Origin of the sequence: Litoreibacter ponti, from assembly GCF_003054285.1 — a bacterium.
GTDB lineage: Bacteria > Pseudomonadota > Alphaproteobacteria > Rhodobacterales > Rhodobacteraceae > Litoreibacter > Litoreibacter ponti.
Genome location: NZ_QBKS01000002.1, coordinates 870,836 through 887,085, shown reverse-complemented (window position 1 = coordinate 887,085; position 16,250 = coordinate 870,836). Strand labels below are relative to the sequence as shown.

The 16,250-nt window shown below is 62.7% G+C and carries 14 protein-coding genes and 1 tRNA gene; 4 read left to right on the top strand and 11 right to left on the bottom strand.

Annotated elements, in window-relative coordinates:
* Positions 1–23 precede the first annotated feature (23 nt).
* Entirely contained in the window at positions 24–974 is a 951-nt protein-coding gene (hemC, locus tag C8N43_RS18210; protein WP_107847150.1) for a hydroxymethylbilane synthase, read from the top strand.
* Between the two features lie 154 nt (positions 975–1,128).
* On the opposite strand, the gene C8N43_RS18205 is transcribed toward hemC, so the two are convergent.
* Entirely contained in the window at positions 1,129–2,544 is a 1,416-nt protein-coding gene (locus C8N43_RS18205) for an FAD-binding oxidoreductase (RefSeq protein WP_107847149.1), read from the bottom strand.
* 113 nt (positions 2,545–2,657) lie between these two features.
* Between C8N43_RS18205 and C8N43_RS18200 the strand changes: the two genes are divergently transcribed.
* A tRNA-Met gene (locus tag C8N43_RS18200) sits at positions 2,658–2,734 on the top strand.
* 38 nt (positions 2,735–2,772) lie between these two features.
* Here C8N43_RS18200 and C8N43_RS18195 read toward each other — a convergent pair.
* The 9 genes from C8N43_RS18195 to C8N43_RS18155 form a co-directional block, all read right to left on the bottom strand.
* Positions 2,773–4,635, bottom strand: coding sequence for a beta-galactosidase (locus tag C8N43_RS18195; protein WP_107847148.1), 1,863 nt, complete (start codon positions 4,633–4,635; stop codon positions 2,773–2,775).
* Positions 4,632–5,483 (bottom strand): SMP-30/gluconolactonase/LRE family protein, encoded by an 852-nt coding sequence (locus C8N43_RS18190; RefSeq protein WP_107847147.1) that lies wholly within the window; start codon positions 5,481–5,483, stop codon positions 4,632–4,634. Before C8N43_RS18190 ends, C8N43_RS18195 begins: the two co-directional genes overlap by 4 nt.
* Positions 5,480–6,085: a 2-dehydro-3-deoxy-6-phosphogalactonate aldolase gene (locus C8N43_RS18185; RefSeq protein ID WP_107847146.1), complete on the bottom strand. Its 606-nt coding sequence runs from the start codon at positions 6,083–6,085 to the stop codon at positions 5,480–5,482. The genes C8N43_RS18190 and C8N43_RS18185 overlap by 4 nt, the downstream gene beginning before the upstream one ends.
* Positions 6,082–6,993: a 2-dehydro-3-deoxygalactonokinase gene (locus tag C8N43_RS18180; protein ID WP_107847145.1), complete on the bottom strand. Its 912-nt coding sequence runs from the start codon at positions 6,991–6,993 to the stop codon at positions 6,082–6,084. The genes C8N43_RS18185 and C8N43_RS18180 overlap by 4 nt, the downstream gene beginning before the upstream one ends.
* Entirely contained in the window at positions 6,993–7,763 is a 771-nt protein-coding gene (locus tag C8N43_RS18175) for an SDR family NAD(P)-dependent oxidoreductase (RefSeq protein ID WP_107847144.1), read from the bottom strand. Before C8N43_RS18175 ends, C8N43_RS18180 begins: the two co-directional genes overlap by 1 nt.
* A gap of 46 nt (positions 7,764–7,809) precedes the next feature.
* Positions 7,810–9,909, bottom strand: coding sequence for an alpha-galactosidase (locus tag C8N43_RS18170; protein WP_107847143.1), 2,100 nt, complete (start codon positions 9,907–9,909; stop codon positions 7,810–7,812).
* On the bottom strand, positions 9,909–10,757 hold the full coding sequence (locus C8N43_RS18165) for a carbohydrate ABC transporter permease (protein ID WP_107847142.1): 849 nt from the start codon (positions 10,755–10,757) through the stop codon (positions 9,909–9,911). The genes C8N43_RS18170 and C8N43_RS18165 overlap by 1 nt, the downstream gene beginning before the upstream one ends.
* The gene (locus C8N43_RS18160; protein WP_245913080.1) at positions 10,757–11,689 is read right to left on the bottom strand and encodes a carbohydrate ABC transporter permease; all 933 of its coding nucleotides are present in this window, start codon (positions 11,687–11,689) and stop codon (positions 10,757–10,759) included. Before C8N43_RS18160 ends, C8N43_RS18165 begins: the two co-directional genes overlap by 1 nt.
* Before the next feature lie 117 nt (positions 11,690–11,806).
* Positions 11,807–13,069, bottom strand: a complete 1,263-nt coding sequence (locus tag C8N43_RS18155) for an ABC transporter substrate-binding protein (protein WP_211308623.1) — start codon at positions 13,067–13,069, stop codon at positions 11,807–11,809.
* A 142-nt stretch (positions 13,070–13,211) separates the two neighbouring features.
* Here C8N43_RS18155 and C8N43_RS18150 point away from each other — a divergent pair, with 142 nt between their 5' ends.
* Together C8N43_RS18150 and C8N43_RS18145 are read left to right on the top strand one after the other, a co-directional pair.
* A complete protein-coding gene (locus C8N43_RS18150) occupies positions 13,212–14,009 on the top strand; it encodes an IclR family transcriptional regulator (protein ID WP_107847141.1) in 798 nt (265 codons plus the stop codon).
* Positions 14,010–14,027: 18 nt separating this feature from the next.
* The gene (locus tag C8N43_RS18145) at positions 14,028–15,086 is read left to right on the top strand and encodes an ABC transporter ATP-binding protein (protein WP_107847140.1); all 1,059 of its coding nucleotides are present in this window, start codon (positions 14,028–14,030) and stop codon (positions 15,084–15,086) included.
* Positions 15,087–15,089: 3 nt separating this feature from the next.
* Here the strand turns inward: C8N43_RS18145 and C8N43_RS18140 are convergent, their stop codons facing one another.
* Positions 15,090–16,223 carry a carboxylate-amine ligase gene (locus C8N43_RS18140; RefSeq protein WP_107847139.1) on the bottom strand — a complete coding sequence of 378 codons (1,134 nt, stop codon included), beginning with the start codon at positions 16,221–16,223 and terminating at the stop codon, positions 15,090–15,092.
* Positions 16,224–16,250 lie beyond the last annotated feature (27 nt).

Below are 16,250 nucleotides of genomic sequence, written 5' to 3'. Positions count from 1 at the left end.
TTGACGCATCTAAGGATTGGATTATGGCACTTGATCTCCCGTCCCCGACCACCCCTTTGAAGATCGGCACCCGCGGCTCGCCGCTGGCTCTGGCGCAGGCCCATGAGACCCGCGCGCGGTTGATGGCCGCGTTCGACTTGCCCGAGGCGGCGTTCGAAATCGTCGTGATCAAGACCACCGGGGACGCGGTTCTCGACCGCCCGCTGAAAGAGATCGGCGGCAAGGGCCTGTTCACCAAGGAGATCGAGGAAGACCTGCTGTCCGGCGCGATCGACATCGCCGTGCATTCCATGAAGGACATGCCGGTGGAGCAGCCGGGTGGATTGTTGCTCGACACGTATCTGCCGCGCGAAGACGTGCGCGATGCATTTGTCTCGCGATCGGCGGCCTCGATTGCCGAGCTGGAAGAGGGGGCCGTCGTCGGCACCTCCTCCCTGCGCCGCCGGGCGCAGCTTTTGAACCGCCGTCCCGATCTGAAACTCGTTGAGTTTCGCGGCAATGTGCAGACCCGCCTGAAGAAGCTCGACGCCGGGATCGCGCGCTGCACATTCCTTGCGATGGCCGGATTGAACCGCTTGAACCTTGCCGACGTGCCCGCCCACGGGATAGCGACGGATGATATGCTGCCCGCGGTCGCGCAAGGTGCAATCGGGATCGAACGGCGCGGCGATGACAGCCGCACAGCCGAGATGCTGGAAGCCATTCATGATGTGCCCACGGGCCAGCGCCTCGCCTGCGAACGTGCCTATCTCGCGACGCTTGAGGGATCGTGCGAGACACCGATCGCCGGGTTGGCGGAACTCGACGGCGGCACCGTGAAATTCAGGGCAGAGATCCTGCGCCCGGACGGGTCAGAGGCGCTGACGGACGCCGAGACCGCGAGCATCGAAGACGCCGCCGAAATGGGCCGCGCCGTCGCGGAACGCCTGACCGCGCGCGCGCCCGCGAACTTCTTCGATTGGCGTGCGCACTGAATACCGGCCTTAGCTCTCGATTTTCCCGGGCTGGCAGAGGCGCCAAGCGGCGGACCAAAGAAATTCAGCGAAATCAATCGGGTCCGACACTTTGCCCGACGCAAGTCCGACAGGTATCCGACGCAAATCCGACAGTGCGAATTTTTAACCTAGTTTAATTCACCTGCGGCAGCACCTTGCCCGGATTCATGATGTTATCGGGGTCAATCGCGGCCTTCACCGCATGCATCACCGACAGAGCCACGCGATCCTTGCGCCGCGCCATAGACGGCTTTTTGGTCAGCCCGATCCCGTGCTCTGCAGAGAAGCTTCCACCCAGACCCAGCGTCACGTCTTCCACCAATTCGGTCAGTCGGTCGATATGGGCAGGATCATCTTTGGTCGGGAACAGCAGGAAATGGATATTGCCGTCGCCCAAGTGGCTGACTGAGGTATGCAGTGAGCCCGGATCATGCTCTGCCAGCTGCTCGTCTATGCGCTCAAAGAAGGTGGCGACCTTGTCTACGGGGACGCAAATATCGTTGTTGATCATAGGTTTGCGAATGAGCATCACCTCGCCTGCCGCTTCGCGCCGCTCCCACATTTCGCGCCGCTGCGCCTCGTTTTGAGCAACCGACGCGTCAAGGACGCGACCGTCTTCCAGCATGGCGCCAAGCGTGTTTTCCAGAAGTTCCGTCAGGGGCAACGTGCCGTCGTCGCGCAGGTCGGTCAGGTTTGGCGCAGTGGCGCCGATCTCGACCATGATGTTGATCTCATGGCGGTCCTCGAACGGCGCGCGGGCTTTGGGATACATGTCCAGATGATCCGAGATGTAGAGCGCGTCCATGTATTCGAACGCCTCCACCAACCCGCCTGTGGCCTCTTGCAGGTCATTAAGCAGTGTTAACGCATCACCCATCTCGCGAACGGCCACCATCGCGGTCGCATAGGCCCGGGGTTTCGGAAAAAGCTTCAGCACCGCAGAGGTGATGAAGCCCAAAGTGCCCTCTGCCCCAATCATCAGGTTCTTCAGGTCATAGCCGGAGTTATCCTTATGTAATTCCGACATTAAATTCATGATCTGCCCATCGGGAAGCACGACTTCCAATCCCAGACACAACCCGCGGGTTGAGCCGTATTTGACGACATTCGAGCCGCCCGCATTGGTGCTGAGCGCGCCACCGATCATCGCGGAGCCCTTGGCGCCGAAAGTCAGTGGAAAGACCAGATCATGGGCATCCGCAGCCTCGTGGATCGACGACAAAACCGCGCCAGCGCCGACGATCGCGATGCGGGCATCGGGGCGGATTTCGCGGATGTCGTTCATCCGCTCCATCGACACCATCACCGCGTCCTTGCCATAGGTGCCGCCCGCAAGGGAGGTGTTTCCAGACACCGGCACGATGGGAGTTTTCGTTGCAGCACAGGCCTTTACAACGGCGCTGACCTCCTCGGTCGAGCAGGGGCGCACGACAGCAATTGGCGTCGCCTGATACTTCCCCGTCCAGTCATGATCGTATTTCGCCGTATCTGTATCGACCAGAACATGCGCCGCGCCGACGATGGTTTTCAGCTCGTCCAACAATGCCACCGGAAGCTCTCCCTCTTGCCGTTCACGAAGGTTAATGGCCCGCGCGTTAGGAAACCTTAATTCAGCGATTCCCGCTTGACCCGACGCCTTGGCTTTAATATCCCCCGCCCATTGGCGTTATAGCTCAGTTGGTTAGAGCGAACGACTCATAATCGTTAGGTCGGTGGTTCAAGTCCACCTAACGCCACCAATAAGCCCGCGACGCCTTATGGCCTCGCGGGTTTTTTGTTATAATTCAGTCCAATAGACCCCTGCGGGCGCGATGTTCTGCCCGCGCCACGACACCGGATCCCGCCCGTAATTGAACACAAACTGATGCGTTTGAGTGCGGCGCAGGCGCAGCCCTTCGGGCAGATCCACGGTCGTGATCCCGCAGGCCTCGCATTGGGTGCGAAACACCCGCCGCAACGCCTCGAAATCAAGCCACGCCGCGAGATACATCGCACGACCCCCCACCAACACCGCCTCGCCAATGGCACTGGTCTCGTGCACCGGAAGCGTGGTTTCGAGATGCTCCTGCCAATGGATCATCGCGCCACCGTCCGGCAGTGCGCGGGGCATGTCGGCGCGGAAACTTTCGACGTGGGACACGGTCACGCCCGGAATGGGGGAGGCGTTGATTTTGAAGTCCGGGGTCTTGGAATTGCAGCGCGGACCCAAGATCACGCGGCAGTCATCCGGGATCTGCGCGCCCGAGAAAACGCCGGGTGCGAGCACCAGTTTGTGACGCTGCAAGACCCCACTTGGGGCGACCACGTCGATATCGAGGCCGAGACTGCGCAGGGTGCGATAGGTCTCGAAGACCAGACGGAAATAGCTGAAGGCTGATCCCTGTGGTTGCACTTCCCAAGCCCAGTTCGACGGGTAGTCGAAGATCAGCGCGACCTTTGCCTCCACCGTGCCGACATCCGGCATCGCCGCGATTTCGCGCGCCACGTCGGCGGCCTCGCCCAAGGCCGGAGCCGCCACTGAGTCCGGGCGCAATAGTCCGGCATGCATCTGCTCTTGCGCGAACGGGGCCTGCCGCCAGCGGAAATAGCACACGGTTTCAGCCCCGTGGGCAAACGCTTCCCACGCCCATAGACGGCACATGCCGGGCAAGGGCGCGGGGTTGACCGGGGCCCAATTAACAGGGCCCGGCTGTTGCTCCATGATCCACCAGCGCCCGCGTCCGACGGCGCGATACAGGTCATGATGGAAAGCCTGAAAATCGGGGTCGCCCTGTTGTGCGAAGCTGCGTTTGTGGGCGTCGCTATCCTCCATCCGGTCCTCGAGAAAGCCCAGCGGATAGCTGTCCCACGACGCAATATCGAGGTCGGCACCTACATCGAAATGGTCGAACTCCGTGACCCGCCCCATGTAGTTGTGGATCAGCGGCGCGTCGGTGTGGCGGCGCAGAATCTCGGTCTGATCGCGGTTGAACGCGACGACCTGATCCGAGCTGTAGCGTCGAAAATCCATGACGTGGGCCGGGTTCGGCTCGGTCACGGTCAGGTTGGGCAGGCCGATTTCGTCGAAACTCGCGTACTCCATCGACCAGAAGATATTGCCCCAGGCGCGGTTCAGCGCGTCCGGGGATTGGTATTTCTGGGACAGCCAGTCCCGAAATCCGGCCAACGCCGCGTCGGAGTAGCTGAGCACCGTGTCGTGGCAGCCGTATTCGTTGTCGGTTTGCCACGCCGCAACGTGCGGGTTCGCGCCGTAGCGTTTGGCGAGGATCTCGGTGATGCGGCGGCTCTCGGCGCGGTAGCCCTGATGGGAGAAGCAATAGTGCCGCCGCGAGCCGAAGCCGCGCACATGCCCCCCGGCGTCACGGGCGAACATGTCGGGGTGCTTGTCTGCCATCCATCGCGGCGGCGTAGCGGTGGGCGTGCCGAGGATCACCTTCAGCCCGGCATTGCCGAGCACCTTAATTGCCCGGTCGAGCCAGTCGAGCTGCAAATTTCCCGGGGACGGCTCCAAACGAGACCAGGCGAATTCCCCTATGCGGACCCAAGACAGGCCCGCCTCGACCATGCGCGCGGCATCCTCTGGCCAGAGATCCTCCGGCCAATGTTCGGGGTAATAACAGACACCAAGTGTGCGTTTCATAGCAGGACTTTCGGGGCGGGAAGGCCGGTCAGGCTCGTCTCGATAGCGAACGTGCACCCGGCGTGGGGTTGATCTGCCGCGGTGGCCTCGCTGAGGCCCTGCAGGGCGGAGGTCGCAAATAAGGTCGAAAAGTTTGAACCGCCCAAGGCCGGGCAGGTGATATGGCTTGTCGGCAGGTCGAACGCAGCTTTGAAACTGCCATCGGGGCCGTATTGCGCGACGCGCCCGGCCCCCCATTGGGCGAGCAGCATGTCGCCCTCGGCGGTGATGATCGCGCCATCAGGGTTCAAACCCTCTGCCGCAAGGTCAAGGTATTTGATCGGCGGCGCGCAGGGCCAGCCGTCGCGGTCCAGCGCCACGCGCATGACGCGCCCGAAATACGTATCGGCGAAGAAGGCGAAGGCGCCGTCGGGCGAGAAACAGATCGCGTTCGGGATTGTGATCGGGGCGAAAAGCTGGCGCAACTCGCCCTTGTGGAACCGGTAGATTGCGCCCGCGTCAGGTTCGGCGTTCTTGCCCATCGTCCCGATCCAAAAGCCACCTTTGGGGTCAGCGCGTCCGTCATTGGAGCGTGTCTTGGGCTCGTCGGCCTCCAGGCTGCAGATCGGAAACCACACCTCGCTTTGCAGGTTGAAAGTTGCCAGTCCGGTTTCCGATGCGACAAACAAGAGGCGGTCGTTGACCCAGCCAAGCGCAGAGATGTGTTCTTCGAAATACCAGACCCGCCCTTCATCGCACAAAAGTCGGCGGCCCATGATGTCACACCAGAACAGCTTGCCGAGCCCGGGATGCCAGAAGGCGCCTTCGCCCAGCACGCAAGCGCGGTCGTCGTGAACCTTCCAGCTCACGAGAAGGCAGCGTCGTAGGCCGCGACCATTTCCTTGGCGATGATGCTGATCTCATCGGCGGAGCGACCCGGTTTATAAAGCGCGGAGCCGATCCCGAAGCCGTCCGCGCCCGCCGCCTTCCAGTCCGCGAACCCCTCTGGCCCGACGCCGCCCACGGCATAGACCGGGGCATCGGGAGGCAGCACCGCCCGCACGGCCTTCAGGCCGTCGAGGCCGAGCTTGAAGGCCGGAAATATCTTCAGGCCCGTCGCGCCTGCGTGCAGGGCCGCAAACATCTCTGTGGGCGTCAGGACGCCGGGCCAGCTTTGCAAGCCCGCCGCAACGGTGGCCTTGATGACATCCACATCCGCATTGGGCGACACGATCAGCTTGCCACCTACGCCTGCGACGCCGGCCACATCACCCTTGGTCAGAACGGTGCCAGCCCCGATCAGGGCGCGGTCGCCGAAGGCCCGCGCCATCGCCGCGATACTGTCCAGCGGGTCGGGCGAGTTCATTGGCACCTCGATCGAGGTGATGCCCGCGTCAATGAGGGCCTCGCAGACCGGCACGGCCTCGTCGGGGGTAATGCCGCGCAGAATGGCGATCAGGGTGCGGCTCATGAGAAACTCTCCTTGTACGCGGCGGACAGGCCCCAGAGGGTCATCTCATCGGCATCATATTGCGGGGCCTCCAGCCCCTGGATCACCAGCGCCTTGGCATAGAGCGTGTTCAGGCTGGGCGCGCCCACGAGGCAGACAGGCTGGCCCAGCCAGTAGGGGCGTGCGGCGGCAAGCTCCAGCCCGAGCAAGAGACCGGACAGGCGCCCCCGGCACACGGCCTCTGACGCACCGAACAGCAGGTCGGCTGCACGGATCTTGAACAGTTGCGTGGCGACCGCCTCGGGGCGGGACATCGTGTCGGACACGGCATCGGCGAAGCTGGCTTCATCCAGCGCTTTGCCCTCGCCCAGGGAATGCCGCAGCACGGAGGCGTGGCTGAGAAGGTCGAACATCTCGCCGGTCATAAACGTCTGGAACGACACGACCTCGCCCGCCGAGATTTGCGCCCATTTCGTATGGGTGCCGGGCAGGCAAACGATGCCGTCGTAGCGCGGCTCCCTGGCGAGAAAGCCCGCGATCTGGGTCTCTTCGCCGCGCATGACATCGGCGGATTTTTCCTGTTTGAGGCCCGGCAGGATGTGCATCGTGATGCGGGCATCCTTGCAGGGCACGTCAATCAGCACGCCGGACGGGGGGCAGGGTACGGCGCGGTATGGTGCCTCGGCCCAGCCCTGGCGAGAGCCGACCATGCCGCACGCGATCACGGGTGTGGTGCGCCCGGCCGGAAGCCACGGGGCGATATGAGCCAACAGAGTGACTTCGAAATCTGCGGGCTCCAGTGTCGACATACCCGCGTCGGAGCCGTTGTGTGCCAGCATCTCGCCCTCTGCCGTCATCGCCCAGACGCGCAGGTTCGAGGTGCCCCAGTCGACCGCGATCCAGTCAGGATATCTTACATCATCGCTCATCAGCCGGTGACGACCACACCGCCGTCGATCACGAGCGATTGGCCGGTCATCATTTTGGACGTTTTGGAGGCAAGGAAGAGCACGCCGTTAATCATATCGTCTGGATCGAGCGTGTCCTTGAGGCACTGCCGGTCGAGATGGGAGTCGAGCCCTTCGGGCGTGACCCAGAGGTCCTTTTGCTTCTGGGTCAGGACCCAGCCGGGGGCCAGCGCGTTGACCCTGATGCGATCAGGGCCGAACTCGCGGGCAAGCGATCGGGTCATGCCGTTAATGCCGGAATTGGCGGCGGTGTAGAGCGGGTAGCCCGCGTTGCCCATCATGTAGCTGATCGAAGAGAAGTTGATGATCGAGCCGCCGCCTGCGTCCTTCATCTGCGGTAAAACTGCCTGGCACGCAAAGAAATAAGCCTTCAGATTAATCGCCATCATCCGGTCGAAGAAGTCGTCGTCGACCTCGGCGGTGGTGTGGCGCTTGTCATTGGCGGCGTTGTTGACCAGGGCGGTGATCGGACCGTGGGCCTCGGCGGATTGCGCAATTGCGGCCGTCAGAACATCGGTGTCGGTGATGTCGCCTTGTATAAACAGCGGTGCAGCCCCATGCTTTTCGTGCATCTCGGCCACGAAGTCAGAGGCATCCGAGCGACCGATGAAGGCCACCTTGGCGCCTTGGTCGAGGAAGCCGTCCGTGAGCGACGCGCCGATGCCGGAGCCACCGCCCGTGATGAAAACGGATGCGCCCTCTAGGTCGTGGAACGTGGCAATCTTCGTCATGTCAGCCTCCGAGGTGTATTTGTAACGGTCTCATTTTTGACGTCCATCACAGTTTTTCCCCTTCAAGCACCCACATCGTTTCCGGGAAGGACCATGGCAGTGTCAGGCCTTGGGTCATCAGCCACGTGCCCGAGACCTCGATGCTGCGCTCTTTCAGGATCGGGTTGCCGCGGGACAGGGCTGGTGGGGCGATGTTGTTGCGATTGACCAGCGTCACACGGTAGCGCGCGTCAGGCTCAAGCCGGGTCAGGCGCAGCGGGCGCGGCGCGATCTGGGTCGACGTGCCGGCCTTGCCCGCGAAGACCACGAAACGGGAGTGGTCGCGGGCCATCTGCTGCTCTGCGATTACTGCCGGATCAGCGCTGTCGAGGCGCAGAATATCAGCGGGGATCAACCAGTCGCGGTTGTGCTTCCACCACGAGGTGACCTCGCGCAGCACGGCCTCCTCGCGGGGGTCCAGCTCGCGCGGGTCCATTTCGAACCCCATATGCCGCTGGGCCGCGACCCAGGCGCGGAACGAGATGTCGAGCACGCGGCCGGACGTATGGCAACGGCGTGGGCCGACATGGGAGCCGGTGACCGACATGGGCAGGAACAACGCCGCATTGTGCTGCATTTTCAACCGCTCGAGCGCGTCGTTGCTGTCGCTCAGCCACACCCGCTGGGTGCGCTTGAGAATGCCGAAATCGATGCGTCCGCCGCCCGACGCGCAGCTTTCGATCTCGACGGCCGGGAAATCGGCGCGCAGCCGGTCGATCAGCGCATAAGAGCCGCGGGTCTGGTCCGCGTCAGGCGCGGGCAGAACGCGGTTGTGGTCCCACTTGATGTAGTCGATCGGGTATTCCGACAGGATCGCGGCCATACGGTCGTAGACGAAATCGCGCACCTCGGGCAGACCCATGTTAAGCGCCTTTTGTTGGCGGCCAAGGGTCTGATCCTCAGAGCCCAAGGCCCAGTCGGGATGGGCGCGGTGCAGGTTGCTGTCGGGGTTGATCATCTCCGGCTCGAACCAGATGCCAAAGGACATGCCCGCCGCGTGGACGTGGTCAATCAGGGGGCCAAGCCCGTCGGGGTATTTGCGCGGATCGACCTCCCAATCCGACAGCGACGTGGTGTCGTCGTCGCGCTGCCCGAACCAGCCATCATCAAGCACGAACCGTTCAGCCCCCAGATCGGCGGCGCGGGTCGCGATGTCTTTGAGCACGTCGAGCTTATGGTCGAAATACACCGCCTCCCAGCAGTTGTAATGCACAGGGCGCGGGCGGTCATTGGCGGGCGTCACGATACGGTCGCGCAGGTGGCGCTGAAACGCCACGGCGCAGCCGTTCAGGCCGTCATCCGAAAAGGTGATATAAAGCGAGGCGGAGGAGAAATGTGTGGCGGCGTTGACCTCCATCCTTGCGGCGTGGCCGAACTGAATCTGGCGGCGCCCATCTGGCAATTCCTCGGCGATCATCTTGTGCCCGCCGGACCAGCCGTAGTGGAAGGCGTAGGCCTGTCCTAGGGTGTTGGTGGCGCCGCGGCAGGGGACGATCAGGCCGGGGAAATGCTCGTGCCCGGTGCGGCCCGTGCGGTTCTCGCGGTAGCGCATCCCCGGCGACCATGCGGTGCGGTTGAGCTGGAACTCCCCCGTCCAGCGGCCCGCCACGTCGATCATCTCGTCACTGAGCTGCGGGCCGGGCATGACCGGTGCCGCCATCCAATGCAGATGCACCGGCGCATCGGTGTCGAGCGTAGCCTTGCAGGTGATGACCCGCGTGTCGGGATCGGTCTTGAACTGGGCCGCATAATGCAGGCCCAGATCGGCATCCTTATAGCGCAAGGTAAGCGTGTCGTCTGTCTGGTCGGCCCTGTCATAGCAGAACTTCGGCAACAGCGGCGTGCCACCTTCGGAGCGGATGATCAGGCCGGGCTGGCCCGGAAACGTGCGCGAGGCTTCCGGGCAGATCGACAGGTCGGGGTTCTCGTCGAGCATCCCGCCGGTGACGTCCAGCGCGTGGGCATGAAAGAGGGTTGCGAGGTCCTCCTCCGCGGGCAGCGGCGGGCCCCAGTAGACGACCTCTGGCAGTCGGGTTCGGCGTGCGGCCAGCACAAGCGTCTGCCGCACGTCATCCAGGCGCCAGGCCTGAAACGTCTCGTCGATCATTACTTAACGGCTCCGAGGGTCAGGCCCGCGATGAAGTGTTTCTGCATCAGGAAGAACATGGCCACCGGCGGCAAGGCCGCGACGATCGAGCCTGCGCTCATGAGGTGATATGCGGCGCGGTACTGCGAGTTGAATGAGGTGATCCCTGCGGTCACCGGCTGCGCGTCGGGGCCCTGGGTCAGCACAACCGCCCAGAAGTAGTCGTTCCAGATGAAGGTGAAGATCAGCACGGCCAGTGCCGCCAGCGCGGGCTTCATCAGTGGCATGACCACGAAGAAGAAAATGCGCCATTCAGAGATGCCCTCGACCCGCGCGGCCTCGATCAGCGCATAGGGCAGGGCACGGATGAAGTTGCGCATGAAGAGCGTACAGAAGCCGGTCTGGAAAGCCACGTGGAACAGCACCAGCCCCAGCTTGGTGTCGTAGAGCCCCAAGTCGACCGACAGGTCGCGCACCGGCACCATCAGGATTTGGAAGGGCACGAAGTTGCCCGCGATGAACATGAAGAAAATCCAGAGGTTCCCGTTGAACTTGTAGACCCCGAGCGCGAAGCCCGTCATGCAGCTGAGCGCCACTGCGCCGATCACCGTGGGAACCGTGATCAGAACCGAGTTCAGCATATAGCGCGGCATGTCGCTCTCGAAAAAGACCTTGCCGTAGTTGGTGAAGAACTCGAAAGACGAGGGCAGGCCCCAGTAGTTGCCGTTGGTGAAGTCTGCGTCGGGCTTGATGGAAAAGGTCGCCACCGCGATCAGCGGCAGCAGCCAGATCGCCAGCGCCACCGGCAAAAGCGCCTGATAGGTCAGCTGCCACGTGCGCGAGGTCTTTTCGATCGGGGTCGGGAACATCAGCGGGCCCCTTTCTCGTCGCGGTACATCGAGTACAGGAAATACGCGATGAAGAAGAGCATGATGAAGAACAGCACCACCGCGATAGCCGCGCCGTAGCCCATGCGGAAGCCGAACTCTGAGAGCGATTCCTCGAACATGTAGAAACTGAGCACCCGGGTGGAGCCGAATGGCCCGCCGTTGGTCATCACCGAGATCAGGTCGAACGAGCGCAGCGCGCCGATGATGGTGACGACGAAGGCGATGAACGTGGCGGGGCGCAGCTGCGGCAGCACGACGTACCACAGCATCTTCCAGCCCTTTGCGCCGTCCAGGCGCGCGGCCTCGATCTGTTCGGGATCGACCGCATTGAGCCCGGTAAGATAGAGGATCATGCAATAGGCCGTTTGCGGCCAGAGACCGGCGGCGATGATGCCGTAGGTCGCCAGAGTCGGGTCACCCAGGATGTTGACTGGCCCCGCGCCGACCACGCCGAGGATGGCATTCAGCAACCCCTCGCGCGGCAAGTAGAACCAAGAGAATACAAGGCCCACAACCACCTGGGACAGCACGAAGGGAAAGAAAAACATCGACTTGTAGAGCCGGATGCCACGCACGGTCTGGTTCAGCAGCAACGCGATGAACAGGCCCGCGGGGATCGCCAGCAGGTAGAGGAACAGCCACTTGATGTTGTTCCAGAAAGAGACCTCGAACTTGCGGTCCCCGCCGAGCAGGCGCTCGTAGTTGCCGGTGCCGACCCAGACCTTCTCGCCCAGACCGTCCCATTCGTGGAAGCTGATCCAAAAGGACTGGAAGATCGGGATGATGACATAGACCGCGAAGAACAGGATGCCCGGCAGCAGGAAGAGCCATGGCGTGACCGCGATCTCGTTGCGCTTGTACCAGCCGCGGGAGCGTTGGGGTGGGATCGGCGGGCTCACCATGTCGGTCATCTGGGGGCTCCCTGTTTTCTCGGCTGTGGGTCAACACATGCGCAAACTCTGGGGCTCAGGGCTTGCGGATGGATTGAGAGGTAGGATGGGTCCTGAGGACCCATCCTATGGTGGATTTTATTTGTAGATACGCTGACGCGCGTCTTCGAGACGGGCCAGGATATCGTCGAGGTTGTCCGGGAACACCATGAATTCCTGCAGGCCTTCCATACCGACCGACGCCATCTCGGCGGGGAAGTCGCGGTCGAAGAACTGCGCCACGCCTCCGGTGGCATTGTTCGACAGCATCTCGAAGCCCTGCTCGAGGAACTCGTCCGCATCCACGGAGGAATTGGCGTTGACCGGAAGCTGGCCGAGCGCGTCGCCCGAGTTGATCGCCGTCTGCACCTCGGCCGAGGTCACGTATTGCAGGAACGCGCGGGCGTTGTCCTTGTTCGTGGCATTGGCCGGAATGTGGAACGTGTCGGTCGGCGCGTCCTCACCCATCGGGTGATCGTTGATCATCGGGAACTGGTAGAAGTCGATCTGGTCGTCGCCCAGCCCTGCGTCACGCATCGGCGCCACGGCGAAGTTGCCGATCAGGTAGGCCGTGGCCTCGCCATCGGTCATGAACTTCAGCGCTTCCTGCCAGCTGTAGGACTGGTGGTCGTCGATGTAGCCGCCCATGTCGATGATCTTGCGCCAATTGGCGAAGGTTTCGCGCACACGGTCATCGGTCCACTCGACCTCGCCACGGGCGAGCTGCATGTGGAAATCAAAGCCGTTGGTACGCATGTTGAGGTAGTCGAACCAGCCGCCCGCGGTCCATAGGAACTTGGTGCCGATAGCGTAGCATTTCCTGCCGCTGTCGACGATCTTCTGGCAGTTGGCCAGCTCTTGCTCGAATGTCTCGGGCTCTTCGAGACCCAGCTCGTTGAAGATGTCCTCGCGGTAGTAGATGCCCCACTGGTAGTAGGTATAGGGCACGCCCCACTGCTTGCCGTCCAGCGTCATCGCGCCCTTGACGGCCTCGAGTCCCGGCAGATCGCCATTGGCGTACATGTCGGAGATATCCTCAAACAGGCCTGCGTTGACATAGGGGCCCATGCGGTTGGCGGCATACCAGTTGATCACGTCGGGCGCGTTGGCGGTCAGCGCGTTGCGGATCTGGGTTTTCCACGCTTCGCGGTCGACGATGTCGAGCTCGATGTTGAGGTCAGGGTGCAGGGCGCCAAAGTCAGCCGCCAGGCCTTCCATCACCGCACGCGGCGCTGGGTTGGACATGTCGGAGATGATCCGCAGATCGCCGCTGAGCTTGGCATGGCCGTCGGCGAAGGCGCCGGAAGCCGCAATGGCAGCAAGTCCAAGCGCCGCCGTGGACGCTTTGAAGAATGAACGCATGAAGTCCTCCCAAGGTTTTGTGCGTTTATGTTTCAGGTTCCATTATATGAAACTTGGTTTTACATATTGAAATATTAATGGCGACTCGCTTAGGCTTGTCAACATCTTCTCTGGGAGGAGGAGCGTTCGCTTGGGAGGGCATATGACAACCGCCGGTGGGTCTGAAGGCACTGTGGGCAAGGCGTTGAGCGTCCTCGATCAGGTCGCCAGTTTCGGCCGCCCGGTGCGATTCTCTGAATTGCTTGCCGTGTCGGATTACCCCAAGGCCACGCTTTACCGCCTGCTCCAGACCTTGTTGCAGCAGGGGATGATCTCCCTCGACCGGGACCGGCAGACCTACGCGCTGGGGGTCCGGCTGGTACGCCTTGCCCATCAGGCGTGGCGACAAAGCTCGCTTGCCCCGGTGGCCCAGCCCTATGTCGAAGAACTGTCGCAGCGCGCCGGCGAGACCGTTCATGTCGCGCAGCTCGACAATGGTCAGGTGCTTTACGTCGACAAGCGCAACGCCCGTGTGCCGGTCGAGATGTACTCGCAGGCGGGCCGCGTCGGGCCGGTCTACTGCACCGGTGTCGGCAAGGCGATGCTGGCCTTCCTGCCTGAAGCAGAGCAGGACACGATCATCGCCCAGCAGAGCTTTCACCGCTTCACGGACACCACCTACACCACCGCGCACGCGTTGCGCGACGAGCTCGATGCCATCCGCGCCCGCGGCCATGCCTATGACCGCGAAGAGCACGAGCCGGGTATCATATGCGTCGCCGTGCCGGTCCTGTCGGCCAACGGTCGGGTGCTGGGAGGCTTGTCGCTGACCTCGACGACCGAGCGGCACACGCTGGCTTCGCTGGAGGCGCATTTGCCGCTCATCAAGACGACCGTGTCCCGCATCGCCGAGGACGCCGAAGCCTTCCGCTTTCCCGACCAGATCAAACAGAATGCCTAACCAAGAGGGACCACGCCCATGTCCGGCCTGACAATCAGCAACGTGATCAAACGCTACGGCGAGGTGCAGGTGATGCACGGGGTCGATCTGGACATTGAGGACGGGGAGTTCTGCGTCTTCGTCGGCCCCTCGGGCTGCGGCAAGTCTACTCTGCTGCGGATGATTGCGGGGCTGGAAGAGACCACCGAGGGCTCGATCCATATCGGCGCGCGCGATGTGACCCGGATGGACCCGTCCGAGCGCGGGGTGGCGATGGTGTTTCAGACCTACGCGCTCTACCCGCATATGACGGTGAAGGAGAACATGGGGTTCGGTCTCAAGATGAACGGCCACCCGCGCGCGGAGATCGACAAGAAGGTGGCAGAGGCCACCCGCATCCTGAAGCTGGAAGAGTACCTGTCCCGCAAGCCCGCCGCCCTGTCCGGCGGGCAGCGCCAGCGGGTCTCCATCGGGCGCGCCATTGTGCGCGGGCCAGAAGTGTTCCTGTTCGACGAGCCTCTGTCGAACCTCGATGCCGAGCTGCGGGTGGAGATGCGGGTCGAGATCGCACGCCTGCATAAGGAGATCGGCGCGACCATGATTTACGTGACCCACGATCAGGTCGAGGCGATGACCTTGGCCGACAAGATCGTCGTGCTGCGTGCGGGCCGGATCGAACAGGTTGGCGCGCCGCTGGAGCTTTACCGCGACCCCGACAACAAGTTTGTCGCGGGCTTCATCGGCTCGCCCGCCATGAACTTCCTCGGTGGTTCGGTGAAAGGCGGCAAGGTGCAGGTTCCGGCGCTCGACGCCGATCTGGAAATCCCGGTCACCCTGCCCGAGGATGGGCGCGCGGTGACGGTGGGACTGCGGCCCGAGCACCTGGCGGTGGACCCGAATGGCTCCACCCATATCGTCGAGCTAACCGAGGCATTGGGTGGCGTTTCTTACGCTTATCTGATGAGCACCACCGGCGAGAAGATCGTGATCGAAGAGCGCGGCGATATCCGGTCGAACGAGGGTGACACGGTGGGGATCAGCTACGATCCCGCAACGGCGATGGTGTTTGACGGCGAGACCGAGCTGCGCATCCGGTAAGCGCTACAAGCCTGCGCTGAACTCCGAGACCAGTTCGCGCGTCACCTTCCGCAGGGCGTCGTCGGGATTTGCGCCATCCTCGATCGCGGCCTCGTAAGTCGCCACCTGTCGGGCGGAGCTGGTGCCATCCTCGAGGATCGTGCGGGCACTGAGCACTTCCGCGAGACAGCCAAGCCGCTCTGCCTGCGGTGAGACCAGCTCGATCAGATCTTGCAGCGCGTCCGCGAAGGGAATGATCTCGCCCGCGCCAAAATCGACCATGCCGCCGGTCAGTCCGTAGCGCTGGGCACGCCAGCGGTTTTCCTCGATCAGGAAACGCTCATATTGGCGCCAACGCTGGTTCTTGCCGCGCAGGTCGTGGAGCATTGCCATGATGCTTTGGGTCAGCGCGGTGATCGCCATGGCGTGGTCGATGCGCGGGACCACGTCGCAGATGCGGGATTCGAGGGTTGGAAAACGGACGGAGGGGCGCATGTCCCACCAGACCTTGGTGGCGTCTTCGATGATCTCCGCGTCGATCAGCGTCTGAACCGAGCGGTTATAGTCCGAATAGCTCGAAAAGGTCGGCGGCAAGCCGGTGCGCGGCATGTTGTCGAAGACGGACAAGCGGTAGGAATGCAGGCCCATATCCTCGCCTTCCCAGAATGGGGACGAGGTGGACAGCGCCAAGAGGTGCGGCAGAAAGTAGGAAAACTGATTGGCCAGGTCGATGCGCAGATCGTCATCCTCGATGCCGATATGGACATGCATGCCGCAAATCAGCATGCGCCGGGCCACCCCGGCGAGATCTTTTTCAAGCGAGCGATACCGCGCCTTGTCGGTGAAGGACTGCTGCTGCCACTTCGCGAATGGATGGGTCGACACCGCGATGGGGGCGACGTCAAATTTGGTGCAGACCTCCTTGATCGTGCCGCGCAGGTGGGCGAGGTCGGCGCGCGCGTCGGCGACCGTCTTGCAGATGCCGGTTCCCACCTCGATCTGGCATTGCAGAAATTCGGGGCTGACCTGCTCGCCCAGCTTTTCGACACAGGCTTCCATCAACCCGTCGGGCGCCTCGGTCAGATCAAGGGTTTCGGGATCGACAAGCAGGTATTCTTCTTCAACACCAAGCGTGAAGGAGGGATCCGTCTGAGCCATGGGCAAATCTCCAGAAGGCCGCGCGCG